The organism is Pseudomonas sp. B10(2017), from assembly GCF_002113295.1.
GTDB lineage: Bacteria > Pseudomonadota > Gammaproteobacteria > Pseudomonadales > Pseudomonadaceae > Aquipseudomonas > Aquipseudomonas pudica.
Map to the genome: position 1 here is coordinate 62,113 of NZ_NEJU01000019.1, position 18,729 is coordinate 80,841.

Here is an 18,729-nt window from a genome sequence, read left to right on the forward strand (position 1 = left end):
TGGGTCTGAATCCTGTGGTAGACCTGTGGGAGCTGGCTTGCCGGCGATGAAGGCAACGCGGTTTATGATTGGAGCCACCATGCAACACAACGTCATCCTGGTCCTGCTCGACGGCCTCAACTACCAGGTCGCCCACCACGCCATGGGCCACCTGCACGCCTACGTCGAGGCCGACCGTGCCGCGCTGTACCGCGTGGAATGCGAACTGCCGTCGCTGTCGCGGCCGCTGTACGAGTGCATCCTCACCGGTGTGCCGCCGATCGACAGCGGCATCGTGCACAACAACGTCAACCGCCTGTCCAACCAGCGCAGCGTGTTCCACTACGCTCGCGAGGCCAACCTGGGCACTGCGGCGGCGGCCTATCACTGGATGAGCGAGCTGTACAACCGCTCGCCCTTCGACCCGCAGCGCGACCGCCATACCCACGCACCGAAGCTGCCGATCCAGCACGGGCTGTTCTACTGGGACGACCGTTACCCCGATTCGCACCTGCTGGCCGATGGCGAATACCTGCGTCGCCGCCATGCACCCAACTTCCTGCTGGTGCACCCGATGAGCATCGACGATGTCGGCCACCACCACGGCCTGGACAGCAGCCAGTACCGCAACGCCGCGCGCAGCGCCGACATCCTGCTGGCCGATTACCTGCCGGGCTGGCTTGAAGAGGGCTACCAGGTACTGGTCACTGCCGACCACGGCATGAACAACGATCGCTCGCACAATGGCCTGCTGACCGAGGAGCGCGAAGTGCCGCTGTTCGTCTTCGGCGATGCCTTCAGCCTCGACCCTGCGGCCAAACCGCTGCAGACCGAGTTGTGCGGGACCATCTGCGAGCTGCTCGGCGCAGCGCATGACAAGAGCGTCTGCCGGGAGTTGCTGAAGTGACCACACCCAAGAGCAGCAGCGCCCGCGGCCGCTACCTGGCCCTGCTCTGCCTGCTACCGTTCGCCGTGTTCTTCGTCATCTTCCAGATCGCCCCGCTGGCTTGGGTGGCGATCAACAGCCTGCAATCGGAAGCAGGTTGGGGCGTGGACAATTTCAGCAAGGTATTTGCCTCGAAGTTCTACCTGCAGGCCCTGCAACGCAGCCTGGAGATCAGCTTCTGGTCGAGCCTGTTCGGCATCGTCATCGCCACCCTCGGCGCCTATTCGCTACGCCAGGTGGACTCGAAGCTGCGCGACTTCGTCAGCGCCTTCGCCAACATGACCAGCAACTTCGCCGGGGTGCCGCTGGCCTTCGCCTTCATCATCCTGCTCGGTTTCAACGGCGCACTGACCCTGCTGCTGAAGCAGGTCGGCCTGCTGGAGGACTTCAGCATCTATTCCAAGAGCGGGCTGATCCTGGTGTACACCTACTTCCAGATCCCGCTTGGCGTGTTGCTGCTGTACCCCGCGTTCGACGCCCTGCGTGAAGACTGGCGCGAGTCGGCCGCATTGCTGGGCGCCAACCACTGGCAATTCTGGCGGCACATCGGCCTGCCGGTGCTGACCCCGGCCCTGCTGGGCACCTTCGTCATCCTGTTGGCCAACGCCCTCGGTGCCTATGCCACCGTGTACGCGCTGACCACCGGCAACTTCAACGTACTGCCGATCCGCATCGCCGGCCTTGTGGCCGGTGACATAAGCCTCGATCCCAACCTGGCCAGCGCCCTGGCGATGGTACTGGTGGGGCTGATGACGCTGGTCACGGTGGTGCATCAATGGCTGCTGAAAAGGAGCTACCATGCGCGCTGACGCCCGTTCCGGCGGCTGGTACCACCGCGCCGTGGTCTACCTGCTGTTCCTCATCCTGCTGCTGCCGCTGGCCGGCACCCTGCTCTACTCGCTGGCCACCAGCTGGTCGGCCAGCCTGCTGCCCAGCGGCCTGACCTTCAAGTGGTACATCGCGCTGTGGAGCGAGCCGCGTTTCCTGGCTGCCTTCGGCCAGTCGCTGCTGGTGTGCGTGGGCGCACTGCTGCTGTCGGTGGTGCTGATCCTGCCGCTGCTGTTCGTGGTGCACTACCACTTTCCAAGGCTCGACGCGCTGATGAACATCCTCATCCTGCTGCCCTTCGCGGTGCCGCCGGTGGTGTCGTCGGTGGGGCTGCTGCAGCTTTATGGCAGCGGGCCCATGGCCATGGTCGGCACGCCGTGGATCCTGATCGGCTGTTACTTCACCATCGCCCTGCCCTTCATGTACCGGGCCATCACCAACAACCTGCAGGCGATCAACCTGCGCGACCTGATGGATGCCGCCCAACTGCTGGGCGCCAGCACCTGGCAGGCGGCGCTGCTGGTGGTGCTGCCGAACCTGCGCAAGGGCCTGATGGTGGCACTGCTGCTGTCGTTCTCGTTCCTGTTCGGCGAGTTCGTGTTCGCCAACCTGCTGGTCGGCACCCGCTACGAGACCCTGCAGGTGTACCTGAACAACATGCGCAACAGCAGCGGCCACTTCAACAGCGCGCTGGTGATCTCGTACTTCGCCTTCGTGCTGGTACTGACCTGGGTCGCCAACCGCCTGAACAAGGACAAGACCTGACATGAGCTTCGTCAGCGTACAGAAACTGCAAAAAAGCTATGCCGGCAGCCCGGTGTTCGAGAACATCGACTGCCGTATCGAACGCGGCGAGTTCGTTACCTTGCTTGGCCCGTCCGGTTGCGGCAAATCCACGCTGCTGCGCTGCATCGCCGGGCTGACCCCGGTGGACAGTGGTCAGATCCTGCTCGACGGCCACGACATCGTGCCGTTGAGCCCACAAAAGCGTGGCATTGGCATGGTGTTCCAGAGCTATGCACTTTTCCCCAACATGACCGTGGAGCAGAACGTCGCTTTCGGCCTGCGCATGCAGAAGGTGAAGGCTGACGAAAGCCAGGCCCGGGTGCGCGAGGCGCTGGAGCTGGTGGAGCTGGGCAACTTCGCCGGGCGCTACCCGCACCAGTTGTCCGGCGGCCAGTGCCAGCGCGTGGCCCTGGCCCGCTCCCTGGTCACCCGCCCGCGCCTGCTGCTGCTCGACGAGCCGCTGTCGGCGCTGGATGCGCGTATCCGCAAGCACCTGCGCGAGCAGATCCGCGCCATCCAGCGCGAGCTGGGGCTGACCACCATCTTCGTCACCCACGACCAGGAAGAGGCGCTGACCATGTCCGACCGCATCTTCCTGATGAACCAGGGGCGCATCGTCCAGAGCGGCGATGCCGAAACCCTCTACACCGCGCCGGTGGACCTGTTTGCCGCCGGCTTCATCGGCAACTACAACCTGCTCGACGCCGACAGCGCCAGCCGCCTGCTGCAGCGCCCAGTGGCCAGCCGCCTGGCAATCCGCCCCGAGTCGATCACATTGGGCACCAACGGCGAACTGGACGCCGAGGTGCGCAGCCACAGCCTGCTGGGCAACGTGATCCGCTACCGCGTGCGGGTGCGCGAGGTGGAACTGGTGGTCGACGTGCTCAACCGCTCACCGTCCGACCTGCACGCAGACGGGCAACGGGTAAGCTTGTCGATCGACCCCACGGCGCTACGGGAAGTGGCCTAAGGAGAATCAACACCATGGCACTGGCAATTTTCGATCTGGACGAAACCCTGATCAACGGCGACTGCGCGTCGCTGTGGAGCGAGCAGATGGCCCGGCTGGGCTGGGTCGACGGCAAGGACTTCCTGCGCCGCGACCATGAGTTGATGGAGGCCTATGGCAAGGGCCACCTGCGGATGGAGGAGTACATGGCCTTCAGCCTGGAGCCGATTGCCGGGCGTACCCTGGAAGAGGTCGAGCACCTGGTGGAGCCGTGGGTCGAAGAGGTGATCGAGCCGATCATCTACGGCGACGCCTGCCGCTGCATTGCCGAGCACCGCAAGCGTGGGGATCGCATCCTGATCATTTCGGCGTCGGGTACGCACCTGGTCGGGCCGATTGCGGCGCGGCTGGGAGTGGACGAGTACCTGGCGATCGAACTGGAGGCGGTGAACGGGGTTTATACCGGCAAGACCCATGGGGTGCTGACCTATCGCGAAGGGAAGATCACGCGGTTGCTGGAGTGGCTTGACCAGGAGCAGGAGAACCTGGAGGGGGCGAGTTTCTATTCTGATTCGCGGAACGATTTGCCGTTGTTGCTGAAGGTGGATCATCCGCATGTGGTGAACCCCGATGCGGTTTTGCGGGAGCATGCCGAGATCAACAAGTGGCCGATCCTGAGCTGGACTTGAGGGCCATGGAGGCGCTTTGCGCCCCTTTCGCGACACAAGGCCGCTCCTACAGGAGATCGCATTACCTTGTAGGAGCGGCCTTGTGTCGCGATGGGCTGCAAAGCAGCCCCGGCAATCTCAAGCCAGGCCTGGGTCGATCACCATCACCAGCTTGCCCGACACCTGGTTGGTCTCAAGCTCGGCATACGCCGCCTGGGCGAACTCCACCGGGTAGGTATCCACCAGCTGCGGCGACAGGCGCCCTTCGGCAAACAGCGGCCACACCTGCAGTTGCAAATCGCGCAGCAGCTCGGCCTTGAAGCCGTCATCGCGGTTGCGCAGCGTAGAGCCGGTAATCTCCAGACGCTTGCCCAGTACCTGTGCCAGGTCCAGCTCGAACTTGCGCCCGCCCATCAGGCCGATGATCACCCAGCGCCCGTCACGCGCCAGCAACTTGAGGTTGAGCTCGCCGTAACTGGCACCCACCGGGTCGAGAATCACATCGAACGGGCCGAAACCTTCCAGCGCTTCCAGGTTTTCGTTACGTACCACACCACCGGCGGCGCCCAGCGCCTCGCAGTAGGCCAGGCGGTCCTGCGAACCGACGCTGACCCACACAGGGCTACCGAATGCCTTGCACAGCTGGATGGCGGCCGAGCCAACGCCGCTGGCGCCAGCATGTACCAGCACCTTCTCGCCAGCTTTCACGCCACCGAGCTGGAAGATGTTCAGCCAGGCAGTGGCGTACACCTCCGGCAACCCCGCCGCCTCGTGCAGGCTCAGGCCTTCGGGCACAGACAGCACGTGGCGGGCATCCACCACCACTTCCTCGGCCATGGCGCCGCTGGCCAGCAGCGCGCAAACACGGTCACCCACCCGCCAGTCGGCACCGGCGCCCACTTCTTCGATCACGCCGGAACACTCCAGGCCCATGTATGGGCTGGCGCCTGGCGGTGGTGGGTACAAACCTTTCATCTGCAGCAGATCGGCGCGGTTCAGCCCCGCAGCAGCCACGCGAATGCGCACTTGGCCCGCGTCACAGGTCGGGCGTTCGGCCTCGACCCAGGCCACATGTCCGTCAACGCCTTGCAATGCCTTCACAGTGCCTCCATAGTTGAATCATATGACCGAGCCTGGGAACGCCAAGTCCCCAGGCTTTTTGCAGTATGCATCCGGTTTTTTGCAACCGGTGAACAGAAAAGACGGCCTACTATGCGTGATCAATTGTCTCCACGTCGAATCAGCATGAAGCATTTCCTCCCAAGCACCGCCCTGGCGCTGATGGTCGGCCTGGGCAGCCTCACGCTCGGCGGCAATGCGGCGGCCGCCAACAAGTGGGACAGCCTGCAGCCGGACCGCGACGAGATCGTAGCCAGCCTCAACGTGGTGGAATTGCTCAAGCGCCACCACTACAGCAAGCCGCCGCTGGACGACGCCCGTTCGGTCATCATCTATGACAGCTACATCAAGCTGCTGGACCCGGCGCGCAGCTACTTCACCGCCGCCGACATCGCCGAATTCGACAAATGGAAAACGCAATTCGACGATTTCCTCAAGAGCGGTAACCTGGACCCGGGCTTCACCATCTACAAACGCTATCTGGACCGTGTCAAGCAACGTCTGGACTTCGCCTTGGCCGAGCTGAACAAGGGCGTGGACAAGATCGACTTCAACGCCAAGGAAACCTTGCTGATCGACCGCAAGGACGCCCCGTGGATGAAGAACCAGGCCGAGCTCGACGATTTGTGGCGCAAACGCGTCAAGGATGAAGTGCTGCGCCAGAAGATCGCCGGCAAGGAACCCAAGCAGATCCAGGAAACCCTGACCAAGCGCTACAAGAACCAGCTGTCGCGCCTGGACCAGACCCGTGCCGAGGACATCTTCCAGGCCTACATCAATACCTTCGCCCAGTCCTACGACCCGCACACCAACTATCTGTCGCCGGATAACGCGGAAAACTTCGACATCAACATGAGCCTGTCGCTGGAAGGTATCGGCGCAGTGCTGCAAAGCGACAACGACCAGGTCAAGATCGTGCGCCTGGTGCCGGCAGGCCCGGCGGCCAAGACCAAGCAGGTGGCACCGGCCGACAAGATCATCGGTGTGGCCCAGGGCAACAAGGAAATGGTCGACGTGGTCGGCTGGCGCCTGGACGAAGTGGTGAAACTGATTCGCGGCCCGAAAGGCTCGGTGGTGCGCCTGGAGATCATCCCGGCCAGCAACGCCCCTAGCGACCAGACCAGCAAGATCGTGTCGATAACCCGCGAGGCGGTGAAGCTCGAAGAGCAGGCAGCGAAGAAGTCGGTGCTCAAGCTCAAGCAGGACGGGCGTGACTACAAGCTGGGCATCATCGAAATCCCGGCCTTCTACCTCGACTTCAAGGCCTATCGCGCCGGTGACCCGGAGTACAAGAGCACCACGCGCGACGTGAAGAAGCTGCTCACCGAACTGCAGAAGGAAAAAGTAGACGGCGTGGTCATCGACCTGCGCAACAACGGCGGCGGCTCGCTGCAGGAAGCTACCGAGCTGACCAGCCTGTTCATCGAGAAAGGCCCGACCGTGCTGGTGCGCAACAGCGACGGCCGTGTCGACGTGCTGGAAGACGAAAACCCCGGTGCCTTCTACAAGGGCCCATTGGCACTGCTGGTCAACCGCCTGTCGGCCTCGGCTTCGGAGATTTTCGCTGGTGCCATGCAGGACTACCACCGTGCGCTGATCATCGGTGGCCAGACCTTCGGCAAAGGCACCGTGCAGACCATCCAGCCACTCAACCATGGCGAGCTGAAGCTTACCCTGGCCAAGTTCTACCGGGTTTCCGGGCAGAGCACCCAGCACCAAGGCGTACTGCCGGACATCGATTACCCGTCGATCATCGACACCAAGGAAATCGGCGAGAGCGCCCTGCCCGAGGCCATGCCATGGGACACCATTCGCCCGGTGGTCAAGCCGGCAGCCGACCCGTTCAAGCCGTTCCTGGCCCAGCTCAAGGCGCAGCATGAAGCACGCAGCGACAAGGATGCGGAATTCACCTACATCCGCGACCGCCTGGCCCTGACCCAAAAGCTGATGAACGAGAAGACCGTCAGCCTCAACGAACAGGACCGCCGTGCACGCCACGACGAAATCGAGGCCAAGCAACTGGCGCTGGAGAACATTCGCCGCAAGGCCAAGGGTGAAGAGCCGCTGAAAGAACTGAAGAAAGAGGACGAGGACGCGCTGCCGACCGAGGATGAAAACACCAAGCCAGAGGACGATGCCTATCTGTCGGAAACCGGCCGCATCCTGATCGACTACCTGAGTGCAAGCACCAAGGTGGCCAAGAAGTAAGGCACTGTGGCAATGATGGCAAATTAGTCACATATGTCATCAAACAGTCATCGCGCTGTCGTGAAATAGAGGGGCCGGGCGTGGAAACGCCCGGCCCTTTCATTTTCAGGAATACGTCATGACCGTCGCCGAACAGCTCAGTGCCTTGAGTGCCATCCTGGCTCAACGCAGTATTCACAGCCTGTTCCAGCCGATCATGTGCCTGAGCGAGCAACGGGTTTTCGGCCATGAAGCATTGAGTCGCGGGCCGTCCAACAGCCCGCTGCACGCACCGCTGAACCTGTTTACCATCGCCCGCCAGGCCGGCCGCCTGACCGAGCTGGAGGCTGCCTGCCGGGAAAGCGCCTGCCGGCGTTTCAGTGAACAGCAGTTGCAGGGCAAGCTGTTTCTCAACATCTCGCCGGAATCGCTGCTCGAGCCGCACTACCCCTCCGGACAAACCCTTAAACTGCTCGAACAGGTCGGCCTGCCGCCCAGCCGGGTGGTGATCGAGCTGACCGAACATACCCCGACCGACGACTTCCAGCTGCTGTCCAATGCCCTGCACCACTACCGGGACATGGGCTTCTCGATTGCCATCGACGATCTGGGGGCGGGTTATTCGAGCCTGCGCCTGTGGTCGGAGCTGCGCCCCGAATACGTGAAGATCGACCGCCATTTCATCGACGGCATCCATCGCGACCCGCTCAAGCGTGAATTCGTCGGTTCGATATTGCAGATTGCCCGAGCGTCGAAGGCGCAGGTGATTGCCGAAGGTATCGAGCTGGTGGAAGAGCTGGCGGTATTGCTGGAGATGGGCGTGGACCTGGTGCAGGGCTACCTGCTTGGGCGGCCGCAGGAGCTGGGGGCGCGCGAAAGCCGGCCACTACCGGCGCTGATGAACGCTCCGCAAGCCGAACAGCCGACGGTGCGGCTCAATGCCACGATTGGGCAGTTGCTGGAGTTGTTTGGCCGGCACCGGCACCTGGAGGTATTGGAGGTGGTGGATGCCGATGGCAGGGCTTGCGGGCTGATCCACAGGGATGCTTTGCCCGTTGTTCCGGCCTCTTCGCGGGTAAACCCACAGGTAGAACACAAGGCTCAAGACCTGTGGTGAACCTGTGGGAGCGGGTTTACCCGCGAAGAGGCCGGAACAGGCAACGAATCAGGCTGTTTCAGGGTAGCTGTACTCGAACACCCGGACGACTTCGGAGGCATGCCACGACGCCGCCTCCATACCATCCACGGGCCCGGAGAAACGCCCCAGGCGCTCCACGCACTCGAAAAAACCGGTACGCGGCAAACGGCTGGCACCTTGGCTGATTACCAGCGAGCTGCGCAATGGCTGCTCGGCGCGGGCATCCAGCACCGCCAGGTACTCCAGCGCGGCTGTGAGCGTCTGCATGGCCGGGCTGGGCAACTGCAAGCGCTCGATCAGCGCTCGATACGTCAGCAAGTGACGTTGACGACGGGCCAGGTCAAGCTCGCCCAGCAGGTTATCCCAGTGCTGACGGCTGATCCTGACCTGGCTCATGATGGCTCGCTCCAGCCAGCCACCCCCAGATGCCACGCCAGAGCACGGCGGATAGCAGCATCTGGCTGGCGTTCGCCCGATTCGATCATGGCCAGGTACGCCGGGCTTACCCCGACATTGCGCGCCAGTTGCTCAGGGGCAATGCCCTTGGCCTGGCGAATCTGTGCCACTTCGCTGAAGGCCGGCAATGGCGCACTGGCCACATCGCCCTGCGCTTCACTGGCAAGCACCTCGGCTGGTGCCTGCCCAGCGGCCTTGAGCAGTGCCTGGTACTGTTCCCAGGGAACGACGGCGTACTCGGGTTGACCGTCCCGGCTGATGACCTGAATACCCATTACAAACCCCTTTAAAAAGGATTACAGCATGTAATCCGTAGGCATAACCCTTATGCCAATTATATTACCAACTCTGGGGTCTGTGCAGTTGCGCTGCGGTTGCGGCCGGTTTCACTGGGTGTTGCGTTCCAACCGCAGGGCTTCAGGGGTGGCCGGCAGGCGCTCGACCACGCGCAGCCGTTCGGGCGCCTGGGAGTCACGCCAGGCCTTGAAGCGTGCCAGTTCGTCGGCCACGGTCTTCAGCACCCAACCCAGCACCGCGATGTCGTCGAGGAAACCCACGCCCAGCAGCCAGTCTGGGATAGCGTCGATGGGGCTGACGAAATACAGCAGCCCAGCGACGACAGTGACCAGCGCCTTGGGGCTGATGGCGCGGTACTCGCCGCGCCACCAGGCCAGGCATAGCGACTGCAGCAGCTTCACATCTTCACGCAACTGGCCAATGCGCGGGCCTTTGCGGGCGACCGCAAACAGCAAGGCGGGCAACCGGCCACGGCTGAGCAGGCGCTCGGCCAAGGGCAGGAAACGGGCGAAATTCCAGGGTGCGCTCATGAAGCCTCCAAGAGGAAAAGGTTATCCACATTTATTGTGGATAACCTTGTGAACAGGGCGACGTTTCCGACCCCAGGTGCCTGCCAGGCAAGGGCCCCGGTCAGATCGGGCGTTTTTTACACAGTCATTTCATACCGTGGGGTGCGTACGCCGCAAACGGTTTGCGCCAAAAGCATCCTGCTTCCTGACGCTGCATTTCCTCGGACAGTATCAGCAGTTGCAGGTTCGTCCAACCACCCGGCACAAACGAAAACGCCCCGTCAGGACGGGGCGTTTTGCGTGGGCCAGCCAGTGTTACTTGGCAGGCGCTTCGGCCGGGGCCTCGGCAGGAGCTTCCGCTTCCGGCTCGGCGCCTTGCAGCTGGGCCGGATCCTTGATGGCGATCAGTTCCAGGTCGAATACCAGTACCGAGTTGGCCGGGATCAGCGGGCTAGGGCTCTGCGCACCGTAGGCCAGTTCAGCCGGGATGAACAGCTTGTACTTCTCGCCGACGTGCATCAGCTGCAGGCCTTCGACCCAACCCGGGATCACGCCGCTGACAGGCAGGTCGATCGGGCTTCCGCGCTCGACGGAGCTGTCGAACACCTTGCCATCGATCAGCTTGCCTTCGTAGTGGACGGTAACCACGTCGGTCGCCTTGGGCTGCGGGCCGTCGGCCTTCTTGACCACTTCGTACTGCAGGCCCGAGGCAGTGGTGACCACGCCTGGTTTCTTGGCGTTTTCCTCGAGGAACTTCTTGCCGGCGGAGGCGGCTTCTTCGCTGGCCTTGGCCAGGCGCTCTTCGGCACGCTTCTGCAGCGCGGTGAAGGCCTCTACCAGCTCTTCATCCTTGATGCGCTGTTCCTTCTTGCCAACGGCGTCTTCGATGCCGAGGGCTACTGCTTTCGAATCAAGGTCTTCCATGCCTTCCTGAGCCAGGCTCTTGCCCATGTTCAGGCCGATACCGTAGGAGGCTTTCTGTGCCGGAGTCTTCAGCTCGGGGCTGCTGGTCTGTTGATCACAGCCAGCCAGTACCAGGCCAACCAGGGCAACCGCAGCCGCCAAACGATGCTGTTTCATGTAATTTCCTTGTTCATGCGCCATAAGGGCAATCAGGGTAGAAGCCGCGAGCTTATCAGGCGCCCCCAACCCATGGCTACCGGCATAAGAGCCAGTAAAGCCGGATTAGTTCCACAACCTTGCACTCGGCAGAAAAGCCATAATTGCAACGACAGATCATTCGTTACGCTTTGTGTCGACCAAGATATACCATAACGCTATCATCTGCCGCTTTCAGGATACTGGCCCGGATGTGGCCAAGCTATCTAGAACAGGCTTCAGGGATGCACAATGAGATGGGACGGAGCAGTAACCTTCGGTGACTACTGGTTGGGCTACACCGGCAAAAGCGACCAGACCGAAGCCCATGCCCATGTCGCCATCCAGCTGTGCATCGGCCTGCGCTACGACATCACCGTGGAGTTCGGCAAGCAGGTCCTCACCGCGCCCGGGGTTCTGATAGGGCCATCGGTCGACCACCGTTCACTGCCCAACCCGGACCGCGTCGCCTTCCTCTACTTGTATCCGGATGCGCCACTTGGCCGCGCGCTCAAAGCCCTGCTCGACGACAGCGGCAAGGCGGCTGTCAGCCAGGATATCGTCGATTGCGTGCGCCAGGCCGCCAACTTCCACGAGGTGGTGGCAGCCCTGGAGCTCAAACTGGTCCCCCCCGAAAGCTTCGACCCACGCCTGTCCAATGCCCTGAACCTGCTGCGCCAGGACTGGGCCGGCATTGGTGCGGTCTCGCGTGCAGCCAGCGCGGTGGGCCTTTCCAGCCCACGCCTGCGCTTTTTCGCCACGCGACAGATGGGCGTGCCCCTGTCGCAATGGATCATCTGGCGCAAACTCGAACGCGCCTGCCACGCCCTTGCCCATGAAGCCAGCCTCAGCGATGCCGCTGTCGCCGGCGGCTTCGCTGACCAGGCCCACCTCACCCGCACGATGCGACGGATGGTCGGCATGTCGCCCAGCCGCGTCGCCATGGTGCTGCGCAATACAAGCGATTCATTCAAGAATCCACAGTTCTAAATCGCCATCATCCCCTCCAGCCCGCGCCAACCGGGGTCTCCACCATCAGGCGCAGGGCCACTTGCCGGCCATGTGATCACAGGTCGGCTTTTTTAATCGTTCCGGTTCCTTGGCCCCCTTGCGGCGGCCAGGCAGACGGGCGCCATGGCACATGCCAGTTCATCAACCTAGCGAGCAAGGAGTGCTAGCCCATGTCAGGACCCTCGCGGCTGACCGTTTTCCTTACCGGCGGTGCCGGCGTACTGGGTGATACCCTGATCGGCCAACTGGCCGAGCGCTATCACCTGGTCTGCCTGACCCGTCGCAGCAGCATCCGCCATCCAGGGGTAGAAACCCTGCGCGGTGATATCTGCCAACCGCGCCTGGGCCTGTCCGGCGCGGACTACCTGGCACTGACCAGGCGCGTCGACTGGGTCATCCATTGCGCAGCTATCACCCGCCTGGATGGCCACGCCGAAGCGGTGTTCTCGGTCAACTACCAAGGCACCGAACAAGTGCTGGAGTTTGTCCGCGACGCCGATGTGCCGCTGTACCACATCAGCACCGCTTTCACCCACCCGTGCGACTATCACCCCGGCGTGATGCCTTCGACCCCGTACGAAGTGGTCAAGCGCCAGGCCGAGAGCCTGGTTCGCGATGCAGGCGTGCCGGTGTCGATTTTCCGCCCGTCGATCATCATCGGCGACAGCCACAGTGGCCACATGCCCATGCTTCAGGGTTTTCACCTGACCATGGGGCTGATGATGTCCGGCTACCTGCCGATCATCCCGTGCCCGGAGAACGGACGAGTCGATGTGATCGCCCGTGATGTTGCCGCGGCCGGCATCGCCAGCGCACTGGACCAGCGCCTGATCGGCGACGACTACTTCCTCAGCAACGGCCCGCAGGCGCTCGATATCCGCACCCTGCTCGACCTGATGTGCGCAGAAATGCAGGACCAGGGCAAGCCGTTCCAGCGCCCGCGCTGCATGAACCCGGATATCTACGAACGCCTGGTGCGCCCGGTGTTCCTGCCAGCCCTGGAGGAGAACATCCGCGCAGCCCTCGGCCGCGCCACCCAGCTGTGCCGCTACGCCAGCCTGCTGCAGCCATTGCCAAGCTCGCTGGAGCAGCTGTTGCCAGCCCGGCGCCTGGCCATGCGTTCGCCGCGCCAGGAGCTGGCACTGACGCTGGCCCGCCTGTCCCCCAAGCTTTCGGCCATGCAACGCATGCTGAGAACACCGGCCTCAGGTGAGCGCCACGGCGAACTGGCCATGGAGGCCTGAGACGATGAACAGCTTCACTCCCCTGCCTGAAGGGCTGGACGCCGAGCACGTACGCGCCCAGTACCGTGACCATGTCAATGCCGGCTATGCCCGCCTTGCGTCGATGATGAACCTGCCGATCGAGGTAGCCGGCGAAGGCGTCTACCTGTTCGACATGGACGGCAACCGCTATCTGGATGCCGGCGGCTACGGCGTGTTCCTGCTCGGGCATTCGCACCCGCAGGTGGTTGAAAAGGTCAGCCACCAGCTGCACAGCCACCCGATGGCCAGCAAGCTCATGCTCAACCCGTTCCAGGCCCAGGCCGCTGCGGCCTTGGCCGCGGTATGCCCGGCGCCCCTGCAGTATGTGTACTTCTGCAACTCCGGTACCGAAGCCACCGAGGCGGCGCTGAAACTGGCCTGGCTAAACGGTTGCCAACAGGTGATCTCGACCCAGGGTGGATACCACGGCAAGACCCTGGGTTCGCTGGCGGTCACTGGCCGGACGCTGTATCGCTCACCCTTTGCCGACCGCCTGGGCGACAGCCACTTCGTACCATTCGGTGATGCCGATGCCCTGCGCCAGCAGTTGCAGGCGCAGCCCGAACGCGCCTGCGTCATCCTCGAGCCGGTACAGGCCGAGGCCGGGGTGATAGTACCTCCAGCCGGCTACCTGCAGCAGGTGCGCCAACTCTGCGACCAGTACGGCGCTGTGCTGATTGCCGACGAGATCCAGTCGGGCATGGGCCGTACCGGGCGCTGGTGGGCCTGCGAGCACGAGGGCGTGGTACCGGACATCCTGCTGGTCGGCAAAAGCCTCTCCGGCGGCTGCGTGCCAGTAAGTGCCATGGTTTGCACTGCCGACATGCAGGCACCGCTCAATCGCAACCCGCTGATGCACACCTCCACCTTCGGCGCCAACCCGCTGGCCATGGCTGCGGTAATGGCGACCTTGCAGGTGATGCAGCACGAACAGCTGGTACCCCGTGCCGAAGCCTTGGGGCAACGCCTGCGCCAGGGCCTGCAGAACGTGCTGCGGCAACACCCTTGCGGCAACCAGGTGCAACTGCGTAGTACCGGGCTGTTGCTGGGGGTCGAGTTCGCCGATGCCGGCCTGGCGGCCAACATGGTCATGCACCTGATCGACCAACGCATCGTGGTCAACCACTCCCTCAACGATCACCGGGTGATCCGCCTGACGCCGCCTGCCTTGTACAGCGACAGCGACGTTGAATGGCTGCTCGGCGGTTTCGCCCGCGCCCTTGCCCGTACCTTTGAATAGGACACCGAAATGAACGAAGTCAGCCTGAACGCCCATGTACCCAGCCAGAGCGCCGAACAGGTCTACGCCGCCATCAGTAACTTCAGCGCCTATCCACAGTTTTGCGAGTCGGTGCGCAACATCGAAATCGAAGCCGTGCATGAACATGAGGTGCTGAGCAACTGGGAGGTGAACTTCCACAGCGGCATCCTCAAATGGCAGGAGCGTGATGTGTTCGACCCGGCCAACCTGCATATCCATTTCCGCCAGACCGCTGGTGATATCGACCACTTTTCCGGCTCGTGGCAAGTCAGCGAAACCGCCGAAGGCGCCAGCATTGCCTTCCGCTCGAACTTCGACCTGGGTCTGCCGATGCTGGCCGACATGCTTGACCCGGTCGCCCGGCAAGCGATCCGCGACAACATCAGCGCCATCATCCATGGCCTGTTCCCGAACAGCCAGATCAAGGATTGAGCCATGCCCCTGTCACTCCTGCACAACGCCAGGCAGACCTTGCAACGCTTTGCCCCGGACTTTGCCAAACTGCTGACGGAGTTGCCCTTCGAACAGCGCGAAGCCGCTGACAGCCCGGTTGTGGACTGGTTCAAGCATACCGGCCCGGTTGCCTTGCTGGTGCCGAAGGCTGGTGGTGGCCTGGGCGCCAGCGCATGCGAGGCGCTGCAGGTGCAGCTGGCCCTCGGTGCGTTGTCACCTTCACTGGCCGTGGCCAGCACCATGCATCAGTTTTCCGTGGCCAGCCTGGTTGCCGTCGCCGCCCGGGGCGCAGGTGCCGAAGGCCTGCTGTTGTCGGCCATTGCCAAGCAGCGTCTGCTGCTGGCCTCTGGCTTCGCCGAAGGCGTACCGGGAGGCGGCATCCTGGATGCCGGCATGGAAGCCGTGCAGTTGGCTGACGGAGTCCGCCTGAGCGGCAGCAAGCAACCGTGCAGCCTGAGCAGCTCGATGGACCTGCTGACTGCCAGCTACAGCCGCACCAGCGAGGACGGCGAGGAGCTGATGATCGCGCTCATCCCCGCCTCCGCCCCCGGCATCAGCCGCCACCCGTTCTGGGGCAACAGCGCGCTGGCCGCCGCACAGAGCCAGGAGCTGCGCCTGGAGGACGTCTACGTCAGCGACAAGATGATCTTCTCCGCCGGGCTGAAATCGCAGCTTGGCGATGTGCAGACCATCGGTTTCATCTGGTTCGAGCTGTTGATCAGCGCCAGCTACCTGGGCGCCTGCATGGGCCTGGTCGAGCGGGCGATCGACGAGCGCCGCTGGAGCGACCAGCAGCGCGTGCAGCTGGCCTGCCAGCTGCAACTGTGCCTGAGTGCGCTGGAAGGCCTGGCGCACGAGGTGGAACACCTGCAAGGCAACGCCGACGACCTGCTGGCGCGCCTGCTGCTGACCCGCTACGGCATCGAACAGCAACTGGCGAGCGCGTCCGACCTGGCCCACCAGATGCTCGGCGGCCTGTCGTTCATCCGCTCGAACCAGGGCTGCGACTGGCTGGCCAGTACCCGCGGCCTGCAGTTCCACCCGCCCGGACGCTTCAGCATGACGGCCAACCTCGACCGCTACCTGCAAGGCGCCACCTTCAGCATTGCCAATGGAGTCACCCCGTGAAACTGCACAACAAGATCGTCGTCATTACCGGCGCGGCACGCGGCCTGGGCCTGGAAACCGCACGCAAACTCAAGCATCAAGGGGCAACCGTTATCGGCATCGACCGGCTCGAGCCGCATGGGGCACTGAACTTCGATGCCTACTACCTGCTCGACCTGTGCGACCGCGAACGCCTGGACGAAGCTGCTGCCTCCATCCTGGAGCGCTTCGGCGACATCGACATCCTGATCAACAATGCCGGGGTGCTGACCCTGGAACGGGGCGAAACAGGGGTGAACGATGATGTGCGTCGCGCACTGGAAGTCAACCTGCTGGCTCCGTGGCAACTGACCTCGCGGTTCTTGCCGGCATTGCTGCGCAAGCGTGGCAAGGTGGTCAACGTGTCTTCGCTGTTCGCGCTGGTCAACGCCCCGTACGTGGCCGCCTACGCCACCAGCAAGCGAGCCTTGAGCGCCTATTCGGATGTGCTGCGCATGCAGTACCCCGGGCAACTGGATGTGGTCACGGTGTTCCCCGGGTTCATCGACACGGCCATTCACGACCCGGCCGAACGGGTCGGTCTGTCGGTGAAGCGCCTGGTCAGCTTCAAGCGCGGCGAGCGCGTGCTGCTGTCGCTTGAGGAAAAACTCGATGACGCCAGCAATGGCCTGGTGCGTGCCTGCACCCGCCACGACCTGCGCAACCGCGGCCTGACCTTCCTCGGCAGCGTGGCCATGTACACCGCACGCTGGCTGCCAAGCCTGGTGGATGCCTTCATCGGCCTGCGCTTGCGCAGCCTGAGCAAGGCCGGGCAGCTGTCGCTCAAACCCGAACTGATCGACTGAGGCCAGGCCGATGACGCAACTGGCACTGGACAAGCCCCTGCTGCGCCCTGAGCGAAGCCTGCTGACGCCGTCAGCGCTGGAAACCACCCTGGTGATCGGCTACGCGTTGCTGCTGTTCGCCGCACCGCTGGCACTGCTTGTGGCCATCGTCGACCGCGCCCCCCAGGCATGGCCGCTGGCTTTGCCATTGCTGCTGCTGGCGGGCTACGGCCTGTTTCTGCAGGGCATCCTGGGCCACGAGGGTTTCCACTTCAACCTCAGCGACAACCGCCTGTACAGCTGCATGCTGGCGGTGGTGCTGAGCTCGATGCTCACGGGCTTCTGCGTCACCGGCTACTTTGTCGACCACTGGCAGCACCATCGCTACAACGGTAGCCCCCAGGACCCGGACTGGCGCCTGTTGCGGCGCTATCGCCTGGCCGCCACCCGGTTGCTGGTGTCACGCCTGCATGCCACCGCCTGGTATCTGCTGCAAACCGTGCGCCTGGCCCTGCCCGGCGCCAAGGTCAGCGGCACATTGCCACTGCCCGACCGGCAGATCCGTTTGCTGGCCAGAGCCAACCTGGCCTGCCAGCTGCTGTGGCCGGCACTGTGGCTGCTGCTGGCGGCAAAGTGGCCACCGCTGCTGCCTGCCGTGGCGGGCTGCCTGCTGCTGGCCTTGTTGATTTCTGCCCTGAACGCCTACCAGGAGCATGCCTTCGAAACCGATGTAGCGCTGCCGGTGGCCCGCTCGCGTACCGCAGCACTGAGCACCCTGCTGCACCTGGGCTCCAACTACCACCTGGAGCACCACCTGTATCCGCGCGTGCCGTGCTGGCGCCTGCCTCGCCTGCACCGCCAACTGCTCGCCAGCGGTTGGTACGAAGGCCGACAGGCGCTGATCGAACCGCGTTTCTTCGGAGCCTTGCGCTACTGCAAGGCACGTTTCCCCTATGCCGGCGCCTGGCAGACGATGCCACCGCCAGGTAGCCCCGGGCTGTGATGTACGCCTGGCGAGCCCCAAAACTCAAGGAGCCGAGTATGTCTTTTGACGTCGATGAACTGATTGAAAACGAACGCCGCACCCTGCTGGCACACCCACTGTTCGCCCGCATCAGCACTCTGGATGATGTACGCCTGCTGATGGAGAACCACGTCTTTGCCGTGTGGGACTTCATGACGCTGCTCAAGCGCATCCAGCGCGACCTGACCTGCGTCTCCCTGCCCTGGCTGCCACCCAGGCATATCCTTGCCGCGCGGCTGATCAACGAGATCGTCACCGGCGAGGAAACCGACGAACACCCCGACGGCGGCTTCATCAGCCATCTGGAGCTGTACCTTGGCGCAATGGACGAGATCGGCGCCGATACCGGCCCGTTCCGCCAGTTCCAGGCACTGCTGCAAGCAGGCGTGCCCCTTGCCCAGGCGTTGACCAATGTCGACATTCCGCTGCCGGCCAAGGTGTTCGTCAGCAAGACCCTGGAAGTTGCCCTGCACGGCTCGACCGAGCAGGTGCTGGCGTATTTCTTCTTCGGCCGCGAAGACATCATCCCGGACATGTTCGGCGGCCTGCTGCAACGCTGGGCCATCGATGAAGCCAGCGTGCCGATGCTGACCTACTACCTCAAGCGCCACATCGAAATGGACGGCGACGATCACGGCCCGGCAGCCAAACGCATCATCGCCGAGATCGTCAGCGAACCGGCGCAACAGCAGACCCTGGCGAAAAGCGCCGCCGACGCGCTGGTAGCCCGCACCGTGCTGTGGGATGGCGTGCTGGAGCAACTGCATCAGCGCGCGGCAGCACAGGCCCCGTGCGCGCCAGCAACCAGCTGAGCATCACCCCTT

General features: G+C 63.4%; 20 protein-coding genes. 15 read left to right on the forward strand and 5 right to left on the reverse strand.

From position 1 onward, the window contains the following. The first annotated feature begins 79 nt into the window (after nucleotides 1-79). Genes CAF92_RS20685 through CAF92_RS20705 form a run of 5 tightly spaced genes read left to right on the forward strand, consistent with a single transcriptional unit; the run spans nucleotide 80 to nucleotide 4,177 of the window. On the forward strand, nucleotides 80-886 hold the full coding sequence (locus CAF92_RS20685) for an alkaline phosphatase family protein (RefSeq protein ID WP_085601816.1): 807 nt from the start codon (nucleotides 80-82) through the stop codon (nucleotides 884-886). Then, nucleotides 883-1,734, forward strand: a complete 852-nt coding sequence (locus tag CAF92_RS20690; protein WP_046616725.1) for an ABC transporter permease subunit — start codon at nucleotides 883-885, stop codon at nucleotides 1,732-1,734. The genes CAF92_RS20685 and CAF92_RS20690 overlap by 4 nt, the downstream gene beginning before the upstream one ends. After that, nucleotides 1,724-2,518: an ABC transporter permease gene (locus tag CAF92_RS20695; protein WP_013971414.1), complete on the forward strand. Its 795-nt coding sequence runs from the start codon at nucleotides 1,724-1,726 to the stop codon at nucleotides 2,516-2,518. The genes CAF92_RS20690 and CAF92_RS20695 overlap by 11 nt, the downstream gene beginning before the upstream one ends. A gap of 1 nt (nucleotide 2,519) precedes the next feature. Then, nucleotides 2,520-3,509 (forward strand): ABC transporter ATP-binding protein, encoded by a 990-nt coding sequence (locus tag CAF92_RS20700; RefSeq protein WP_046616727.1) that lies wholly within the window; start codon nucleotides 2,520-2,522, stop codon nucleotides 3,507-3,509. Between the two features lie 14 nt (nucleotides 3,510-3,523). After that, nucleotides 3,524-4,177 (forward strand): HAD family phosphatase, encoded by a 654-nt coding sequence (locus CAF92_RS20705; protein ID WP_046616728.1) that lies wholly within the window; start codon nucleotides 3,524-3,526, stop codon nucleotides 4,175-4,177. Between the two features lie 117 nt (nucleotides 4,178-4,294). Here the strand turns inward: CAF92_RS20705 and CAF92_RS20710 are convergent, their stop codons facing one another. Continuing rightward, a complete protein-coding gene (locus CAF92_RS20710) occupies nucleotides 4,295-5,257 on the reverse strand; it encodes an NAD(P)H-quinone oxidoreductase (protein ID WP_085601794.1) in 963 nt (320 codons plus the stop codon). Nucleotides 5,258-5,401: 144 nt separating this feature from the next. Between CAF92_RS20710 and CAF92_RS20715 the strand changes: the two genes are divergently transcribed. Further along, the gene (locus tag CAF92_RS20715; RefSeq protein WP_161797640.1) at nucleotides 5,402-7,483 is read left to right on the forward strand and encodes a carboxy terminal-processing peptidase; all 2,082 of its coding nucleotides are present in this window, start codon (nucleotides 5,402-5,404) and stop codon (nucleotides 7,481-7,483) included. Nucleotides 7,484-7,601: 118 nt separating this feature from the next. Further along, nucleotides 7,602-8,579 carry an EAL domain-containing protein gene (locus CAF92_RS20720; RefSeq protein ID WP_046616733.1) on the forward strand — a complete coding sequence of 326 codons (978 nt, stop codon included), beginning with the start codon at nucleotides 7,602-7,604 and terminating at the stop codon, nucleotides 8,577-8,579. Between the two features lie 48 nt (nucleotides 8,580-8,627). On the opposite strand, the gene CAF92_RS20725 is transcribed toward CAF92_RS20720, so the two are convergent. From CAF92_RS20725 to CAF92_RS20740, 4 genes are all read right to left on the reverse strand, one after another. Beyond that, nucleotides 8,628-8,996, reverse strand: a complete 369-nt coding sequence (locus tag CAF92_RS20725; RefSeq protein ID WP_013971408.1) for a hypothetical protein — start codon at nucleotides 8,994-8,996, stop codon at nucleotides 8,628-8,630. Beyond that, nucleotides 8,993-9,331 carry a helix-turn-helix transcriptional regulator gene (locus CAF92_RS20730; RefSeq protein WP_003257349.1) on the reverse strand — a complete coding sequence of 113 codons (339 nt, stop codon included), beginning with the start codon at nucleotides 9,329-9,331 and terminating at the stop codon, nucleotides 8,993-8,995. The genes CAF92_RS20725 and CAF92_RS20730 overlap by 4 nt, the downstream gene beginning before the upstream one ends. Nucleotides 9,332-9,442: 111 nt before the next feature. Continuing rightward, nucleotides 9,443-9,883, reverse strand: a complete 441-nt coding sequence (locus CAF92_RS20735) for a YkvA family protein (protein ID WP_085601795.1) — start codon at nucleotides 9,881-9,883, stop codon at nucleotides 9,443-9,445. Nucleotides 9,884-10,177: 294 nt separating this feature from the next. Then, nucleotides 10,178-10,942: an FKBP-type peptidyl-prolyl cis-trans isomerase gene (locus CAF92_RS20740; protein WP_003257347.1), complete on the reverse strand. Its 765-nt coding sequence runs from the start codon at nucleotides 10,940-10,942 to the stop codon at nucleotides 10,178-10,180. 270 nt (nucleotides 10,943-11,212) lie between these two features. Between CAF92_RS20740 and CAF92_RS20745 the strand changes: the two genes are divergently transcribed. From CAF92_RS20745 to CAF92_RS20780, 8 genes are all read left to right on the forward strand, one after another. Beyond that, nucleotides 11,213-11,950 carry an AraC family transcriptional regulator gene (locus CAF92_RS20745; RefSeq protein ID WP_085601796.1) on the forward strand — a complete coding sequence of 246 codons (738 nt, stop codon included), beginning with the start codon at nucleotides 11,213-11,215 and terminating at the stop codon, nucleotides 11,948-11,950. Between the two features lie 191 nt (nucleotides 11,951-12,141). Continuing rightward, nucleotides 12,142-13,215, forward strand: a complete 1,074-nt coding sequence (locus CAF92_RS20750) for an SDR family oxidoreductase (RefSeq protein ID WP_085601797.1) — start codon at nucleotides 12,142-12,144, stop codon at nucleotides 13,213-13,215. Nucleotides 13,216-13,219: 4 nt separating this feature from the next. Beyond that, nucleotides 13,220-14,476, forward strand: coding sequence for an aspartate aminotransferase family protein (locus tag CAF92_RS20755; RefSeq protein ID WP_085601798.1), 1,257 nt, complete (start codon nucleotides 13,220-13,222; stop codon nucleotides 14,474-14,476). 9 nt (nucleotides 14,477-14,485) lie between these two features. Then, nucleotides 14,486-14,929: a type II toxin-antitoxin system RatA family toxin gene (locus CAF92_RS20760; RefSeq protein ID WP_046616739.1), complete on the forward strand. Its 444-nt coding sequence runs from the start codon at nucleotides 14,486-14,488 to the stop codon at nucleotides 14,927-14,929. Between the two features lie 3 nt (nucleotides 14,930-14,932). Next, nucleotides 14,933-16,078, forward strand: coding sequence for an acyl-CoA dehydrogenase family protein (locus tag CAF92_RS20765; protein ID WP_085601799.1), 1,146 nt, complete (start codon nucleotides 14,933-14,935; stop codon nucleotides 16,076-16,078). Next, entirely contained in the window at nucleotides 16,075-16,902 is an 828-nt protein-coding gene (locus tag CAF92_RS20770; protein WP_085601800.1) for an SDR family oxidoreductase, read from the forward strand. The genes CAF92_RS20765 and CAF92_RS20770 overlap by 4 nt, the downstream gene beginning before the upstream one ends. Before the next feature lie 10 nt (nucleotides 16,903-16,912). Continuing rightward, on the forward strand, nucleotides 16,913-17,884 hold the full coding sequence (locus CAF92_RS20775) for a fatty acid desaturase (protein ID WP_085601801.1): 972 nt from the start codon (nucleotides 16,913-16,915) through the stop codon (nucleotides 17,882-17,884). A gap of 38 nt (nucleotides 17,885-17,922) precedes the next feature. Then, nucleotides 17,923-18,717 (forward strand): DUF3050 domain-containing protein, encoded by a 795-nt coding sequence (locus CAF92_RS20780; protein WP_085601802.1) that lies wholly within the window; start codon nucleotides 17,923-17,925, stop codon nucleotides 18,715-18,717. Nucleotides 18,718-18,729: the final 12 nt, after the last annotated feature.

Coding starts and splice junctions, on each gene's coding strand:
- CAF92_RS20685 (WP_085601816.1), top strand. CDS start 80: ATGCAACACAACGTCATCCTGGTCCTGCTCGACGGCCTCAACTACCAG.
- CAF92_RS20695 (WP_013971414.1), top strand. CDS start 1,724: ATGCGCGCTGACGCCCGTTCCGGCGGCTGGTACCACCGCGCCGTGGTC.
- CAF92_RS20700 (WP_046616727.1), top strand. CDS start 2,520: ATGAGCTTCGTCAGCGTACAGAAACTGCAAAAAAGCTATGCCGGCAGC.
- CAF92_RS20705 (WP_046616728.1), top strand. CDS start 3,524: ATGGCACTGGCAATTTTCGATCTGGACGAAACCCTGATCAACGGCGAC.
- CAF92_RS20715 (WP_161797640.1), top strand. CDS start 5,402: ATGAAGCATTTCCTCCCAAGCACCGCCCTGGCGCTGATGGTCGGCCTG.
- CAF92_RS20720 (WP_046616733.1), top strand. CDS start 7,602: ATGACCGTCGCCGAACAGCTCAGTGCCTTGAGTGCCATCCTGGCTCAA.
- CAF92_RS20725 (WP_013971408.1), bottom strand. CDS start 8,996: ATGAGCCAGGTCAGGATCAGCCGTCAGCACTGGGATAACCTGCTGGGC.
- CAF92_RS20730 (WP_003257349.1), bottom strand. CDS start 9,331: ATGGGTATTCAGGTCATCAGCCGGGACGGTCAACCCGAGTACGCCGTC.
- CAF92_RS20735 (WP_085601795.1), bottom strand. CDS start 9,883: ATGAGCGCACCCTGGAATTTCGCCCGTTTCCTGCCCTTGGCCGAGCGC.
- CAF92_RS20740 (WP_003257347.1), bottom strand. CDS start 10,942: ATGAAACAGCATCGTTTGGCGGCTGCGGTTGCCCTGGTTGGCCTGGTA.
- CAF92_RS20745 (WP_085601796.1), top strand. CDS start 11,213: ATGAGATGGGACGGAGCAGTAACCTTCGGTGACTACTGGTTGGGCTAC.
- CAF92_RS20750 (WP_085601797.1), top strand. CDS start 12,142: ATGTCAGGACCCTCGCGGCTGACCGTTTTCCTTACCGGCGGTGCCGGC.
- CAF92_RS20755 (WP_085601798.1), top strand. CDS start 13,220: ATGAACAGCTTCACTCCCCTGCCTGAAGGGCTGGACGCCGAGCACGTA.
- CAF92_RS20760 (WP_046616739.1), top strand. CDS start 14,486: ATGAACGAAGTCAGCCTGAACGCCCATGTACCCAGCCAGAGCGCCGAA.
- CAF92_RS20765 (WP_085601799.1), top strand. CDS start 14,933: ATGCCCCTGTCACTCCTGCACAACGCCAGGCAGACCTTGCAACGCTTT.
- CAF92_RS20775 (WP_085601801.1), top strand. CDS start 16,913: ATGACGCAACTGGCACTGGACAAGCCCCTGCTGCGCCCTGAGCGAAGC.
- CAF92_RS20780 (WP_085601802.1), top strand. CDS start 17,923: ATGTCTTTTGACGTCGATGAACTGATTGAAAACGAACGCCGCACCCTG.